The organism is Pseudomonas sp. S11P7 (assembly GCF_023195435.1).
Classification (GTDB): Bacteria; Pseudomonadota; Gammaproteobacteria; order Pseudomonadales; family Pseudomonadaceae; genus Aquipseudomonas; species Aquipseudomonas fluorescens_G.
Genome location: NZ_JALPKS020000002.1, coordinates 4,747,028 through 4,762,125 on the forward strand (window position 1 = coordinate 4,747,028; position 15,098 = coordinate 4,762,125).

Genomic DNA, 15,098 nt, shown 5'->3' on the forward strand with positions numbered 1-15,098 from the left:
CCATCATATGTGTAAATACACACCAGTCAAGTACAAATTGAGGCACTGAGGCTGTGCTCAGCGCCGACGAAGTCCTAAGAGGTCAGCAAAATTGCTGAAACCGTCATACATCGTCCTTCGTGGACGCATTCGCGTAACCAATTTTACGAGGTTAGAACTTTATGTCTGAGGTACGGGAGCTTTATGGCGCATCAACGGGGAATAGTGTGCGAGCTGCAATCGCCTTGGCTGAAGCGGGCATAGAATTTACCCCGAGGCGCCTTGACCTTCTCTCTGGCGATCAGCGTGCCCCAGAATATCTGGCGCTTAACCCGTTAGGTAAGGCTCCGACATTTGTAAATCACAGCGTCTCACCTCCCCTTGTAATCAATCAGTCAAATGGCATTATTCAGTATGCTGACGAACACGCCCCTGGCCGGCTGTCGCCCAGAGGGCCGAGTGCTCAACGGTACCGGGTCTATGACCGGTTTTATTTCTTCGTCACGGATGTCATCGCCCCAAGCCACGCTGCTTTTTTTCTGCGCCAGATAGGGCAGCAAGATGCATCTGCACCATTAAGCCGACGAGCGTTGGAACATCTGATGACGGCAGAGGCATTTCTCGAGGGCGGGTACATAGCGGGCGATACCTTTTCAATGGCCGATATTTCTGCGTTTACTTTTGCAAGATCGGTGCGCGACCAAATTCATTGGGAAAAGTTGCCCCGCATGGCACGCTGGCTGGCGTTGATAGAGGCCCGACCTGCAGTGAAGCTGGGCATGCAGGCATTTGAATCCAAGCCGTCATCGTGAAAATGATCCATCAACCCGCCGACTTTGTCTTCGGACCCTGGCTAGGCGTGCGGTGTACTCATTCCGGTGGTTGCCAGCCCTCTCGTCAGATTGCTGACGTCCCTCCAGTCCCCGCCTACACTGCCTACCCCCTCTAAAACTTACGTTCTGAATTCCCTAGAGCTGAAGAACTCGTTGACAAAGATGATAGTCATCATATAACCATATTACAGCCATCATACAAACCATGGCCGTTATGCAGTCGAAAACCAAAAGAGAGAGAAAATCGATGACAAGCCCCACCATACTCGTTACCGGCGCCAGTGGTTTTACCGGCCGAAGAACCGTTGAAATACTGCGCCAGAAAAAACACGCGGTACGTGCGCTCGTCCGCACGAACGATGATCGAGCGGCCAAACTGCGCCAATTGGGCGCCGAAGTTGTAGTCGCGGACCTGCTGGACTTGAACGCTGTTCGAGCAGCGCTTGAAGGCATCAAGCGAGCTTATTTCGTTTACCCAATCGCACCTGGCTTGATTGAAGCGACTGCCTACTTCGCTCTCGCTGCTAAAGAAGCCGGGGTAGAGTCAGTTGTAAACATGTCTCAAATTTCCGCACGTCGCATTGCCAAGAGTCACGCGGCCCTTAATCACTACACCGCAGAACGAGTGTTTGACTGGTCGGGGCTGGACATGACGCACTTGCGACCGACGTACTTTGCACAGTGGTTGATATACCCGCATTGGCGTAAACATATCGTTGAACACGGCGAGATTCGCCTACCCTTTGGCTCAGGTCGTCATGCCCCGATTGCAGCAGAGGATCAGGCGCGGCTCATCGCTGCCATATTGCAAAACCCGCAGCCTCACAAAGGCAAGACGTATCCGCTTCACGGTCCGGTCGAAATGACCCAGCATGCCGTAGCTGACGAAGTCGGTAAAGTATTGGATCGGGAGATCAAGTACGTCGCGATAACACTGGATCAGTACCGCCAGGAAATGCAAAGCGATGGCCTACAGCCTTTCCTCATTCAGCATCTGCTGGAAGTTGCCAAGGACTACCAGCACGGCGTGTTCGAGGGTGAGGACTCCATTATTGGCGAAGTCACGGGACAGCCACCGATGACTGTTCAAGCGTTCGTGACCTTACACAAGGAGCTATTTAGCAGATAAAGCCCTTGTCGAGTTGCGAAAAGCGATGCTATAGCTAGACACCCGGATGCCAACCTGCCTCCGGGTGTCACATGTTACAAGGCAGTATCCCTTGTTATGGAACCTGATAACACAATATCGAGCCCACTTCATGGCGTCAGGCATACCGGTCGAAATAGAGCGCCTAAGATCAGCACAAGTTGAGTCATGACCGCTATGTTGGATCGATTTCTGCCTGTCGCCCCCGGCAGCTTTACTCAGTTCGCCGCTCAATACGGATACGAAGCACGCTAGACAGCGCGAATGTGAACAGTTGTCAGCCGAATCATGCGCGCGGCCGATTGGCGTGCAATTTCGCAAGGTATTCCAAATGGTATTCCAACGAAAAACAAAACCAAATATTAGCTATAAAAATCAATAAGATAAGATACGAATTCAGATCACCCCGGCCCACCAACCCTCATCGACAAGGCTCGCCAAGTGCGGGCCTTGTCGTATCTCCAGATCCCGTCTCGCCTGAATCCCGCACATATCTTCTCGGTCCCACACAGCCGCATCCTAGGACTTTTCCCTCAACCCGCGTCGACTCCCATGAACTAGCGCTCCCTCCCCCTCGCCGTTACCCTCCTCCATTCCTGCCATCCAGCGGACGGTCTGGCAGTTGAATCGCTGTGAATGTTCACCCACGGAGCTCCATCATGAAGAAAATCACCCGGCTCACGCTGGTTGGCCCGGTCTCGGCCGATGCGCTGACTGCCAGTCCTGTCAACCACTCCACTGCCACCCCACGCCGCGAGATGCCAAGCCGCCGCCGGCGGGCGTTGCCGCTCAACCAACTGATCAAGGTGCGGGAAGATGTCGACACGCTGACCTTGCTCAACCATGCCAGCGAAATCCTCGACTCCCTCGCGGCCATCAGCGCCACGTTTGCCGATGAGTTCGACGGTTCGAAATATCATGTGGCGGTGGCGATCAAGCAGTTGAGTGCGATGGCGGAGATGCTGGTTTGCCGGGCGCGGGACAATCTTGATCCGTCGGCTGCCGGGCCGGAAACCCGCCACTGAGTCGCCAGACGCCTTGATTTTCAAGGGTTCGGGACAGCGCTGTCAGCCACCCATCGAGATGAATTTTTATTCACTGCTCCTGCGCGGCCAACCCTTGTACAGTCCTCTCGCTCATTCAAGAAACTACGGTTCGCCCGCGCTCCTGCGGGCTTTTTTTTGCCTGGAAGAAAGTCCCTGCCACGCCACGACTTGCCGTCACCTCGTGATTGCGCGACTCTGCGAGCAGATTCCTCGCGCCGGAGCGTCCGATGCCGCTGTTGACCCTGCCCTGCGAGCGCCTGACGCTTGCGATTCTCGATCCGGATCAGGCTGAGCTGGAAAGTGCGTTCTATCTACGCAATCAGCGTCATCTCGCGCCGTGGTCGCCGATTCGTACGACTGAATATTTTTCCACCGAGCAGATTCGGCGGCGTCTCGATATTCAGGCCAGTGCCTTCGAGGCCGGGCTGGCGATGCATTTCGCGTTGTTGACGCTGGATGGGCAGCAGATGATCGGCGCGTGCAATTTCAGCGGTCTGATTCGCGGGGCGTTTCAGGCGTGTTATCTGGGGTATCACCTGGACGAAAACCATCAGGGTCAGGGTTTGATGGCCGAGGCGCTGGAGGCTGGTATCGGCTATATGTTCGATACGCAGAATCTGCACCGGATCATGGCCAACTACATTCCCGGCAATGAGCGCAGTGCGCGGCTGCTGGAGCGTTTGGGTTTTGAGAAAGAGGGATACGCCAAGGCGTACCTGAACATTGCCGGGCGCTGGCAGGATCATGTGCTGACGGCGCTGGTCAATCCGCAGTTCGAAACGCCGGACAAGCGCTGGTCGCGGCGACTGGGGTGAGTGTTTGCTCACTCCGGTTCAGCACCGGCAACGCCAACCGCTCCCACCCGTAGAACGCCAGCGCTGTCAGTAAACAGGTGAGCCAGACGAAGATACCGGCCCACAACGTGTGGGACATGTAGTGCCAGCCTTGCAGGACGCGGGTGGTGCCATAGATGAATCCCAGCAGCAGCGAGCCCCACAGGATGGTCTTGGAAAAACGCCATTGATAACGGCGCGCGACGAAGTACAGCGCCAGCATGGTAAAGCCGCCCGACGCATGTCCCCCGGCCAGCAACGACCACTGCCGGCCTCATGAAATAACTGGAAGTTTTCGTACCATTCGATGTGCGGCATTTTCCCACCGTACAGCGTGGTTTCGATCGGGCAGTACACGCTGGTGTGGGATTTGAGGAAATGGATCACTCCCGTGCACACTGCAAAAGCGACCACGACAAAGAGAAAATCCCTACGGTGTTCTGCGCAGAATCGCAGCAATGGTGCGACTTTGCTGCGTTGCAGCAACGCGCCAAGGCGTGGGCGCTTTTGCGGGTTGGCCAGCGGCCAGATCACCGAGAGCAGCGCGCCGATCAGGGCGATTTCTGCGGTCCAGTCGGGAATGATCCGCGCCCATTTATGAGTGAGCTTTTCGAAGAAGTGGATCTTGTCGATCGGGAACGTCTGGGTCTGCGGATCGAACAGCAGGTTGCTGATGGCAATGTCGATACTGGTCATGTCGAACAACAGGAACACCAGCGCTGCGCAGAGCAATGGAACGCCAAGGTTGTAAGCATAGAAACGAGATTTCATCGGGTGGTCACCGTGCGCCAGTCGGAGGCTTCGATAAAGCCGAGCATTTTTGGCGCAGTGGTGCTGGCTGCGGAGATGAACAGCGACGCGCCGTAACCTGCGTTGGAGGTCGGAACCTTCAGGTCTTTTTCAATTTGCGCCATGCACTCGCTGTGCGTCACCAGGATCAGATTGCGGCCCAGCACTTTGTGCGCCAGCGCGTCCTGCAGCATGCGTCCGCGGCAGTTGATCAGCCAGTCATCACCGCTGGCGGCGTGGTTGAACATGTAGCCAGCGGTCTGCACGGTGCGCATCGACGGGCTGTTATAGATGTCGGCGTTGCTCAAGCCCAGTTGCTCGAAGCGCGCACCGACGGCGACGGCAACACCTCGTGAGCGCTCGGTGATGCCGTCGTGGCCGCTCAGGCATTGCGCTCGGGAGTGATCGCAGCGCTCGACGTGGCGTACCAGGGCGATCACGTCGCCTTGGGCCCAGTCCTGCGCCAATGCCTGCGCCCCGGCGACATTGCCATGGGCCAGGTCCGGCACCGCTGTCGGCGCCAGCAACCACAGGGTCAGCGGGATCACCAATACGGATGCCGCCAGCACCACCCAGGTGTCGCGAAAGCGTGCCAGCACGCGCAGATCGATCGCGCGTTTGACGCCGAACAGGTTCAGTCTCAATTCCACAAAAAGCCGCCTCGCCGGGATGCATCAGCTGTCATTCGATGCGGCGAAGGTACAGAGCATGGTGTGCGCAGCCAGTGAAACCCATGTGAAAAAAGTCTTGGCGGCGGGCGTTCCGTACCGCAGGACAAAAAACCTTTCAGCTCTCGGATTTGCGGCCGATACAGTCCTGCTTACACCCCTGCTGGCTCAAAAGAACAACAATCTTCCAGCTTAACTGACGACCAAGAAACCCAACGTTTCTGGAGGATTTTTGATGAATAGCTGGTTCGGCAACATCAGCGTGAACATGAAACTGGGCCTGGGCTTCGGCCTGGTGCTGGCCCTGACGTGCGTTTTGGCCCTGACCGGCTGGACCAGCCTTGGCGGGCTGATCGACCGCAGCAACTGGATGAGCGATATCACTCAGCTCAACAGCGGCCTGACCAAACTGCGCGTGGTGCGCCTGCAATACATGCTGACCAATGGCGATGAAACCGCCGCGCAGAACGTGCAGACCACCCTCGACGGTTTCGCCGCTCAGCAGCAGGCGCTGATCAGCAAATTCAAGAGCCCGGAAAACGTCAAACTGCTCAAGCAGCAGGCCGCGACCATTGCCGAATACCAGACGTCGCTGAACAAAATGCGCAACGCCTATCGCACCGGCAACAGCGCCCGCGACAGCATGAGCGCCAACGCCGCGACCGCGTACGAGCTGATTGAATCGATCAGCAAGCGTGTGCAGCAGATGGACATGAGCGAGCAGCGTTTCGAACAGTTCCAGGCGGTCACGGCGGCCAAGGAAGCCTTTATCCTCGCGCGCTACGAAGTGCGCGGCTACACCGCCACCAGCAATGCCGAAACCGAGCAGAAAGCCGTCGGCCAGATCGATGCGGCGCTTGCCAGCCTCAAGCCATTGAATAGCTATTTTGCCTCGACCCAGCAAGACGCACTGCGTCAGCTGGAGACCGCGCTGGTCAGCTACCGCAGCTCGCTGATGGCTTACAAGAATGCCAACGGCGAAGCGGTGCAGGCGCGCAAGGAAATGACCGATCAGGGCAACACCATCGTTTCCTTGAGCGAGCAGCTGTATCAGATTCAGCTCGACCGTCGTGACGTCGAAAGCGCCCAGGCGCGCACCTTCCAGTTGATCAGCACCCTGCTGGCGCTGCTGGTGGGCGTGATTGCGGCGGTGATCATCACCCGCCAGATCACCCGTCCGTTGCAAGAAACTCTGGCCGTGGTTGAGCGCATCGCCAGCGGCGACCTGACCCAGAACGTGACCGTTACTCGTCGCGACGAACTCGGCGTGCTGCAACAAGGCATTGCGCGCATGGGCGTCACCCTGCGCGACTTGATCAGCGGTATCCGCGACGGCGTCACCCAGATCGCCAGCGCTGCTGAAGAACTGTCGGCCGTGACCGAGCAGACCAGTGCCGGCGTGAACAGCCAGAAGGTCGAGACCGATCAGGTTGCCACCGCCATGCACGAGATGACTGCCACCGTGCAGGAAGTTGCGCGCAACGCTGAAGAGGCTTCGCAAGCTGCTGCGGCGGCGGACGGTGAAGCCCGTGAAGGCGACAAGGTGGTAAACGAAGCCATCGCGCAAATCGAGCGTCTGGCCAGCGAAGTGGTGCGTTCGACCGAAGCGATGAGCGTGCTGCAGCAGGAAAGCGACAAGATCGGCAGCGTCATGGACGTGATCAAAGCCGTGGCCGAACAGACCAACCTGCTGGCGTTGAACGCCGCCATCGAAGCCGCCCGCGCCGGTGAGGCCGGTCGTGGTTTCGCGGTGGTGGCCGATGAGGTCCGTGGCCTGGCCCAGCGTACGCAGAAGTCCACCGAGGAAATCGAGGGTCTGGTTGCTGGTTTGCAGAACGGCACCCAGCAAGTCTCCGCGGTGATGAACAACAGCCGCGCGCTGACCGACAGCAGCGTCGCCCTGACCCGCAAGGCCGGTGCGTCGCTGGAAAACATCACCCGCACGGTGTCGAACATCCAGTCGATGAACCAGCAGATCGCCGCCGCTGCCGAACAGCAAAGCGCCGTGGCCGAAGAGATCAGCCGCAGCATCATCAACGTGCGCGATGTGTCTGAGCAGACCGCCGCCGCGAGTGATGAAACCGCCGCGTCGAGCGTTGAACTGGCGCGTCTGGGTGGTCAGTTGCAGCAGATGGTCAGCCACTTCCGCGTTTAATGCTCATTTTGCGCTGAAGCCAAAACCCAATCGCGGGCAAGCCCGCTCCCACAGGTTTTCGGGCCGTTCACAAATGATGTGTTCGCCTCGATACCTATGGGAGCGGGCTTGCCCGCGATGTCATTTCGAATGATTAAAAGCGCCTCATACCTCCCAAGGGTTGATCACTTCGATTCCGGAAAACTCGAAATCCCTGATATTTCGCGTCGCGATTGCAGCGCCGCAGCTTCGGCAGATTGCAGCGATTTGCGCGTCAGCCATCGCGACTCCCCTTCCCTTCGCCTCCGCCCCAGCTACGAGCGTTGCGTATTCAACGGCTGAATGAGCATCGAACGGCAGGATTCGTCCGGCAAAGTCCTCTTCGAACATTGCCATAGCATGGGCTTCAAGTTTCTGTTTGCGCTTGCCAGACGGCAGCCTTGCTATGCCATGAAGTATTTCTGCCACCGTAACTGCACTGACTGCCAACTCCATTGCGGGCTGAGCATCAACCCAAGCCAGTACACGGGATTCAGGCTCAACTCGCATAAACTCCGAAAGAACATTGGTATCAAGCACTATCATTCAGAAAAATCCACCGCAGTGGCTTTTTCGGAACGTTCGGGCAGCTTGAGATCGACTCCGCCTACAGCGCTGAACCTGCCGCGGATGCGACTGCCAAGTCCTCCGGCTCGATCAACGGCTGCCAATGCTCTACCCAATATCAGGCGAGCCTCTTCTTCCATAGAGTGTCCATTGTGCGCAGCAGTAATTCTCAACTGCTCCTTTAGCTTCTCGTCCAGATTTCTAATTGTGATGCTGGCCATATCCGCCCTCCTGCAATCAATGAAATCACTGATTGCAGGCTAGCATAGTTTGAGTTTCCTACATAACTGTGGGAGCGGGCTTGCCCGCGATGGCGTCGTGTCAGGCAATCCGATGCTGGCTGACACACCGCAATCGCGAGCAGGCTCGCTCAGTTTTTGAGTCGTCGACATTCAGCAGCTTCACGCCGGATACCCTGTAATCTCCCGGATGCTCTGATACAGCGGTTTAAGCTGCCGATACATGCGCAGATACACCTCTGCATACAGTCGCTGATAAACCTGCTGCGCCTCAGGTTGTGGAGTGAACACCGTGCCCACGCGGGTCATCGCGGCGATGGCGGTGGGGAAGTCGGTGTGCAGGCCCAGCCCTACCGCGCAGCAGATCGCCGCGCCGAGGCCGGAGGCTTCGTAGACGTGCGGGCGCTCGGCCGGCAGGCCGAAGATGTCGGCGGTGAGCTGCATCGCCGCATCACTTTGCGATCCACCCCCGGCCACGCGCAGGCGTTTGATCGAGACCTTGGAGCGCTTCTCGATATTCTCCATGCCCTGGCGCAGCGCATAAGCCAAGCCCTCGAGAATCGCCCGGTAGATATGCGCGCGGGTGTGCACGTCGCCGAAACCGATCATCGCGCCTTTGGCTTCCACGCCCGGTTCGCGGATGCCCGGTGACCAGTAGGGTTGCAGCATCAAACCCATCGACCCCGGTGGCACCGCGTTGACCAGCGCGTCAAACAGTTGCTCGGGCTCGATGCCCTGCTCTTGCGCTTGCTGCATTTCGCGCAGGCCGAATTCGTTTTTGAACCAGCTGACCATCCAGTAGCCGCGGTAGATCATCACTTCGCAGTTGTACTGATCCGGCACCGCTGCGGGATACGGCGGGATCAGCGGGACGACTTCCAGGTAGCGCGAACGGGTGCTGGTGATGGTCGCCGTGGTGCCGTAGGACAGGCACACGGTGCTCGTATCGACCACGCCGGCTCCAAGCACTTCGCAGGCCTTGTCGGCACCGGCGGCAATCAGCGGCAAGCCTTCGGGAATCCCGGTGTGACGGCTGGCTTCGGCGCTGATGTGACCGAGGGTTTCGCCGGGTTTGTGCAGGGTCGGCAGTTGCTCGGGACGCACCGCCAGCGCCTGCCATTTCCAGTCTCGCGGAGCCGCCCATTTCAGCCGTTTGAAATCGAACGGCAGGTAGCCGACGCAGCAGCCCACCGAGTCGACAAAGCGCCCGCAGAGTCGATAGCTGAGAAACCCCGACAGCAGCAGAAACTTGTCGGTCGCCGCCCACACTTGCGGCTGATGCCGGGCAATCCAGTTGGCCTCGGCCTGGGCGCGAAAGTAGTCGACCGTGGCTTTCGCGCCGACCAGTTTCAACAGCCAGCCCCACGGACCTTTGATGCCTCCAGCAACTTCGCTCTGACGCTGATCTAGCCAGACAATCGCCGGGCGCAATGGCTTGCCGTCGACATCGAGATTGATCAGCGTGCCGCGCTGGGTGGTCAGGGAAACCCCGGCGATCTGCGCACGATTGATTCCCGTCTGCTGCCAGACTTGCTGACACGCCTCGCCGAGTTTCGCCCAGTAATATTCCGGATCCTGCTCGGCCCAGCCCGGTTGCGTCGAGTAATACGCTTGAAGCTCGACCTTGCCTTTGCCGAGCAGATTGCCCTGCAGATCGAAGAGCAGCGCGCGCACGCTCTGGGTGCCGTTGTCGATCGCCAGCAGGTATTTTTTAGCGGTCATGACGTGATCTCCGGCAAGCCATGATCGCGTTGCCACAGCAAACGATAACGCTGAATTTCCGCCTGCCAGCGTTCGTCGCTCCAGGCCAGGCGGGGCTGGCAAAGCGTGCGGATCGCCGCGAAATACTCCTCGCCTCCGCGCGTCAGCAACAGCCCGAGACGGCTGCGACGCAGCAGCAGATCATCCAGATGCAGGACCATTTCCGCCTCGCAGGCAAACGCCAGTTCCGCCCACAACGTATCGGTGGTGCCGACGGTTTCCTGCCCGACTTCGGCAATCAGTTGCGCCAGCTTCGGCAGATCCCGGCCATGACGCCCGGCCAGGCGTCGCCATTGCTGCGGGCTGAGTCCGGGAATCGGCGAGGGCTGCACGGCGGCGAACACCGGCGCGGCGTCATCCTCGAAAGGACGACCGAGCATGTCGGCGCAGGCCTTGAGCACTTCAATCGCTTGCGGGCGAAACGTGGTCAGTTTGCCGCCGGCCAGCGTCACGCAACCCGGCTCTCGCCACAGCACGTGTTCACGGGTTTCGTTCGACGGTTTGTCCTGATGCGCACCGGCAGCGCCGACCACCGGACGTACGCCCGACCAGGTCGATAGCACATCCGTCGCCGTCACTTCGGCAGCGGGAAAGGCTTGCGTGCAAGCGGCCAGCAGATAGTCGAGTTCTTCGCCGCTGATGCTCGCGCTGTGATCGAGATCTTCATGATGATCGAGGTCAGTGGTGCCGACCACCGTCACGCCTTCCCACGGAAAGACGAACACCGGCCGGCGATCGCGCGCATGCAGAAAGGTCAGCGCCTGCGCCACCGGCAAGCGCCAGCCCGGCAGCAGCAAATGACTGCCGCGCAGCGGGCGCAATTGCCGTGGCGAATCGCTCGGGCGCAGGCGTTCGGCCCACGCCCCCGTGGCTACCGCGAGCACACCACAGCGCAATTGCAGTGTCTTGCCCGACTCACAATCTTCGACTTCAACGCCACACACCCGCCCGTCTTCACGCAGCAGCTGCGCCACGCGCAAACCATTGAGCACCACCGCGCCATCGGCGCGCGCCTCGCGCAAGACGCGCATCACCAGTCGAGCATCGTCGGTCAGTGCGTCGACAAAACTGGTGCCGCCGACAAGGTCATTTTCCTTCAGCCCCGGCGCGATAAACCGCAGCTGCTGAGCATCATGAAAACGATGGCTGCGGCGCCCGGCCAAGGCGTCGTAAACACTCAGCAAGCCTCCGAGCACACGCGGGCCGGGAAAGCCGCCGCGATAGTGCGGCATCAGGAAACTCATCGGCTCGACCAGCCCCGGCGCCTCGTCGAGCAGGCGCTGACGTTCGCGCACCGAATCGCGGGTCAGGCGCCACTGGCCCTTGGCGATATACCGCAAACCGCCATGGACCATTTTCGAAGAACGACTGGACGTGCCCCAGGCGAAATCCCGCTGTTCCAGCAACAGACAGCGCCAGCCGCGCCGCGCCGCCTCTCGCACTATCCCGGCGCCACTGATGCCGCCGCCGATCACGATCAGATCCCAGCGTTCGTCCGCCAGGGTTGGCAGCATCTGCTCGCGCCACGCGGCGTTCCACTCCTGCTTCATGGCGCTCACTCCGCCAGCAACGTGCCGGGATTGAGGCGCCCGGCCGGATCGAAATGCTTGCTCAACGCCTGCAAGGTTTCTATCGCCAGCGCGCCCTTCTCCTGCAGCAGGTACGGCGCGTGATCCTTGCCGACGCCGTGCTGATGGCTGATGGTGCCGTGATGGGCGACGATGGTCTGGCTGGCCGCGTGCTTGAGTGCCTGCCAGCGCGCCAGTGTCGTCGGGTAATCCGCCGCCGGGCGAAACACGTAAGTGGTGTAGATGCTCGAGCCTTCGCCGTAAACGTGGGACAGATGGGTGAACACATGCACGCGTTCGCCTTCCGCGGCCAAGGCGTCGCGCAGGCTGTTTTCGATGAGGTTGAGCAAGTGGTCGACGTTGCTCCAGTCGGTCGCAGTTTCGAGGGTGTCGACCACGTAACCGGCGTTCCACAGGTTCTCGCGCAGGTAGGGAAAACGGAAGCGGTTCTGCGCCCATTTCTTGCCAAGCAAGGTGCCGGTGAACACCCCGCCGAACGCCTTCAGATGCTGGCGTGCCTGGCGCAACGACAGCGCGTTTTGCTGACGATTGCCGGTCACACCGAAGGTCAGCAGACATTTGCCAACCCCCGCACCACGCAGGCTCAGGTACTTTTCCAGCCAGGCGATCTGTTGCGGATGACCGGCCAGGGCCAGTTGCGTTTCGGTTTCCACCGCGTTGGACAGGCGCAGCATCGACAGCGGCACGCGCGCCTGGGCCAACTGGCGAATGGCGCCGAGCGCCTGCGCCCAGTCCGGCAGGAACACGCCATAGAAACGCTCATCGGCGGGCAGCTTACTGACGCGCACCTTGACCTCGGAAATGATCCCGAACCGGCCCTCACAACCGAGCACGATTTCGCGCAGATCCGGGCCGGCCGCCGAAGCGGGGAACGTGGGAATTTGCAGCGGCCCGGCAAAGGTTTCCAGGGTTCCGCCGGCAAACAATTGCTCGATGCGCCCATAGCGCAACGACTGCTGGCCACTGGAACGACTGGCAACCCAACCGCCTAGCGTCGACAGTTCCCACGACTGCGGGAAATGCCCCAGGGTATAGCCGCGCGCGCGCAACTGACTCTCCACTTGCGGCCCGCTCGCGCCGGGGCCAAAAGTCGCCAGCAGGCTCTGCTCGTCGAGGTCGGTCAGGCGGTTCATTCGCGCCAGCGAAACGGTCAGCACTGGCCGCGCCGAATTCGGCGGATTGATGTGCCCGGCCACCGACGTGCCGCCGCCGTAAGGGATCAGGCACACATCCTGCTCCTCGGCCAGCTTCAGCAATTGGCGTATGCCGGCGGCGCTCTCGGGAAAGGCCACGGCGTCGGGATAAACGCCCAGCGCGCCTTCGCGCAGCGCCAGCCAGTCCGGCAGACTCTGGCCGCGCGCATGCAGCAAACGGTCGTGGGCGTCGATGCTGTACAAGGCGTGCGCCGGCAAGCGCGATGCGGGGACCCGCGCCAGCGCGGCGTCCAGCGAGGCGTCGGGCAGCGCTCGGCCCTCGCCCACTCGCTGCGCAAGAAAACTTGCCCCCTGCGCCGGCAACTCGACCACCGTGGTTGCCTCTCCCCAGCCATTCCAGCGTCGCATGCGTGTGTCCTTATGGGCCGTCGAATCAGTGCGGCTTCAAGTCCTCATACTAGCCAGCGGCGCCAGAGTGTCACGGTCGTATCCGGCCAACCCGGGTAGCCAATTGAGTCAATCGGCGCGCCAGATACGGTCATTTACTTTCGCCGGGGTTTGACCTTACCTTTCGGCCAACCCTTTGTTCAGGCGTTGCTCAAAGGAACGCGATCATGCAATCGCTCGGTTTCACTTCGGTTCCGCCGCTGCTCAAGTACCTGCGCCATGCCGAGCACCTGGGCATGGCCATCGAGCCGGCGCTGGCAGCGGCCGGGTTGCAGGCGCAGCAGTTGAGCGACAACAGCTTGCGCTTGCCGGGCGAGGCGCATGAGCGGTTGCTCGATTATTTCTGTGAACATTCGGGCGATCCGCTGTTTGGGCTGAACGCGGCGAACTTCGTCCTGCCCAATTCCTGGAGCGTGCTCGGTTACATCACCATGAACTGCGCGACGCTGGGCGATGCGATGAGCCGGATCATGCCGTTCGAAAAACTGGTCGGTGACATGGGCGTCAGCCGGGCCGATGTGCGCGACGAACAGGTGCATCTGATCTGGGATTGCCGCTACCAGCGCCCGCGAATCCGTCGGCATCTGGTGGAAAACGTTCTGGGTTCGTGGCTGCACTATGCGCGCTGGATTGCCGACACGCAGATGTCGCCGGCCGCTGTCTGGCTGGAACACTCATGCCCGGCCGAGGTGACGCCGGCGCAATACCAGAGCTTCTTCGGTTGCCCGGTGTTGTTCGATCAGCCGTATTCGGCGCTGATCGTGCCGCTGGCCTATTTGCAATTGCCGTTGCGTCAGGCCGATGCGCAGTTATTGCGCACGCTGGAGGAGCACGCGCTGGGCTTGCTGGCGACGCTGGAGGACGCGTCGCTGGAACAGCAGGTGAAAAACATTCTGCGCGGTTTGCTCAAGCAAGGCTTGCCGCGCAAGGAGCAAGTGGCCGAGCAACTGAATGTGTCGCTGCGCACCTTGCAGCGGCAATTGCAGCAGACGGGAACGTCGTATCAGCAGGTGCTCGATGAGTTGCGGCAGGAGCTGGCGGAGCATTATTTGCTCAACAGTGATTTGCCGATTCAGGAGATTGCGCAGTATCTCGGGTTTACCGAACCGCGGTCATTTCACCGGGCGTTCAAGAACCGACGGGGGATGCCGCCCGGGGAGTTTCGGCAGGTGCATCGGCGGTGATGGGTCGGGCCTTTTCGCGAGCAGGCTCGCTCCCACGGTTGATCGTGGTTGGTCGCGAGTTTGGTGTTTACCCCGTTTCCCCTCACCCCAGCCCTCTCCCAGAGGGAGAGGGGGCCGACCGTGAGTTGCTCGAACAATGCGCCGACCTGCAAGAGCGGCGGTGAATCCCCAATCGACTCGATTTTTCAGGTCGGTGTATGACGCAAGACACCTCGGTCAGTCCCCTCTCCCTCCGGGAGAGGGCTAGGGTGAGGGGCTTTTTTTTTCCCGCGTCAGAGACTGATCGCATTGGTAAACACCAGCCGATTGCCGAACGGATCGGCTATCGTCATGTCCTGGCTGCCCCACGGCATCGCCTGAATCTGCGGGTGTGAAAACGTGTAGTCCTTGGCGATCAATTGCTGCTGAAAAACCTCCAGCTCATCGGTCTCGATGCGCAGCGCCGAACCCGGGCACGCGTCGCCATGATGCTCGGACAAATGCAGCACGCACTCGCCCCGCGACACCTGCAGATACAGCGGAAAATTCGCTTCGAAGCGATGCTGCCAGTCGATCTTGAAACCGAGAAAATCGACGTAGAACTCAACAGCTTTGGCTTCATCGAAGATCCGCAGGATCGGGGTGGTTTTGCCGAAGCTCATGGGGTGCTCCCTGACTGATTGGCCCCACAGTGTAGACGGGGTGAATGT

Annotated in this window: 12 protein-coding genes and 4 pseudogenes; 8 read left to right on the forward strand and 8 right to left on the reverse strand. The window is 60.0% G+C overall.

Annotated features, from left to right (window positions below):
• Positions 1-161: 161 nt before the first annotated feature.
• The 4 genes from M0746_RS21930 (at position 162) to rimJ (ending at position 3,820) form a co-directional block, all read left to right on the forward strand.
• A complete protein-coding gene (locus M0746_RS21930; protein ID WP_258450563.1) occupies positions 162-791 on the forward strand; it encodes a glutathione S-transferase family protein in 630 nt (209 codons plus the stop codon).
• A 268-nt stretch (positions 792-1,059) separates the two neighbouring features.
• A complete protein-coding gene (locus M0746_RS21935; RefSeq protein WP_258450564.1) occupies positions 1,060-1,941 on the forward strand; it encodes an NmrA family NAD(P)-binding protein in 882 nt (293 codons plus the stop codon).
• Between the two features lie 677 nt (positions 1,942-2,618).
• Entirely contained in the window at positions 2,619-2,984 is a 366-nt protein-coding gene (locus M0746_RS21940; RefSeq protein ID WP_208938805.1) for a DUF6124 family protein, read from the forward strand.
• 248 nt (positions 2,985-3,232) lie between these two features.
• Complete coding sequence (gene rimJ / locus M0746_RS21945) at positions 3,233-3,820, forward strand: ribosomal protein S5-alanine N-acetyltransferase (protein WP_258450565.1); 588 nt, start codon at positions 3,233-3,235, stop codon at positions 3,818-3,820.
• Here the strand turns inward: rimJ and M0746_RS21950 are convergent.
• Both M0746_RS21950 and pmrG read right to left on the reverse strand, forming a co-directional pair.
• A pseudogene (locus M0746_RS21950) lies at positions 3,768-4,609 on the reverse strand (phosphatase PAP2 family protein). The gene rimJ and the pseudogene M0746_RS21950 sit on opposite strands and share 53 nt — an antisense overlap.
• Positions 4,606-5,277 (reverse strand): lipopolysaccharide core heptose(II)-phosphate phosphatase PmrG, encoded by a 672-nt coding sequence (gene pmrG / locus M0746_RS21955; protein ID WP_258450566.1) that lies wholly within the window; start codon positions 5,275-5,277, stop codon positions 4,606-4,608. Before pmrG ends, M0746_RS21950 begins: the two are co-directional and overlap by 4 nt.
• Positions 5,278-5,563: 286 nt before the next feature.
• Here pmrG and M0746_RS29570 point away from each other — a divergent pair.
• The 3 pseudogenes from M0746_RS29570 to M0746_RS29580 form a co-directional block, all read left to right on the forward strand.
• Positions 5,564-6,328: pseudogene (locus M0746_RS29570) on the forward strand (methyl-accepting chemotaxis protein); the annotation flags it as partial.
• Positions 6,329-6,445: 117 nt separating this feature from the next.
• Positions 6,446-6,592: pseudogene (locus M0746_RS29575) on the forward strand (HAMP domain-containing protein); the annotation flags it as partial.
• 261 nt (positions 6,593-6,853) lie between these two features.
• A pseudogene (locus M0746_RS29580) lies at positions 6,854-7,450 on the forward strand (methyl-accepting chemotaxis protein); the annotation flags it as partial.
• 144 nt (positions 7,451-7,594) lie between these two features.
• Here M0746_RS29580 and M0746_RS21965 read toward each other — a convergent pair.
• From M0746_RS21965 to M0746_RS21985, 5 genes are all read right to left on the reverse strand, one after another.
• A complete protein-coding gene (locus M0746_RS21965) occupies positions 7,595-8,014 on the reverse strand; it encodes a type II toxin-antitoxin system VapC family toxin (RefSeq protein ID WP_208938810.1) in 420 nt (139 codons plus the stop codon).
• Positions 8,011-8,256: a FitA-like ribbon-helix-helix domain-containing protein gene (locus M0746_RS21970; protein ID WP_093104871.1), complete on the reverse strand. Its 246-nt coding sequence runs from the start codon at positions 8,254-8,256 to the stop codon at positions 8,011-8,013. Before M0746_RS21970 ends, M0746_RS21965 begins: the two co-directional genes overlap by 4 nt.
• Positions 8,257-8,436: 180 nt before the next feature.
• On the reverse strand, positions 8,437-9,996 hold the full coding sequence (locus M0746_RS21975; protein WP_258450568.1) for an FGGY-family carbohydrate kinase: 1,560 nt from the start codon (positions 9,994-9,996) through the stop codon (positions 8,437-8,439).
• Positions 9,993-11,585, reverse strand: coding sequence for a glycerol-3-phosphate dehydrogenase/oxidase (locus tag M0746_RS21980; protein WP_258450569.1), 1,593 nt, complete (start codon positions 11,583-11,585; stop codon positions 9,993-9,995). Before M0746_RS21980 ends, M0746_RS21975 begins: the two co-directional genes overlap by 4 nt.
• Positions 11,586-11,590: 5 nt before the next feature.
• A complete protein-coding gene (locus M0746_RS21985; protein ID WP_258450570.1) occupies positions 11,591-13,186 on the reverse strand; it encodes an FAD-binding oxidoreductase in 1,596 nt (531 codons plus the stop codon).
• 206 nt (positions 13,187-13,392) lie between these two features.
• On the opposite strand from M0746_RS21985, the gene gliR reads away from it, so the two are divergent.
• The gene (gliR, locus tag M0746_RS21990; RefSeq protein ID WP_258450571.1) at positions 13,393-14,409 is read left to right on the forward strand and encodes an AraC family transcriptional regulator GliR; all 1,017 of its coding nucleotides are present in this window, start codon (positions 13,393-13,395) and stop codon (positions 14,407-14,409) included.
• Between the two features lie 272 nt (positions 14,410-14,681).
• On the opposite strand, the gene M0746_RS21995 is transcribed toward gliR, so the two are convergent.
• Positions 14,682-15,050: a VOC family protein gene (locus M0746_RS21995; RefSeq protein WP_258450572.1), complete on the reverse strand. Its 369-nt coding sequence runs from the start codon at positions 15,048-15,050 to the stop codon at positions 14,682-14,684.
• Positions 15,051-15,098 lie beyond the last annotated feature (48 nt).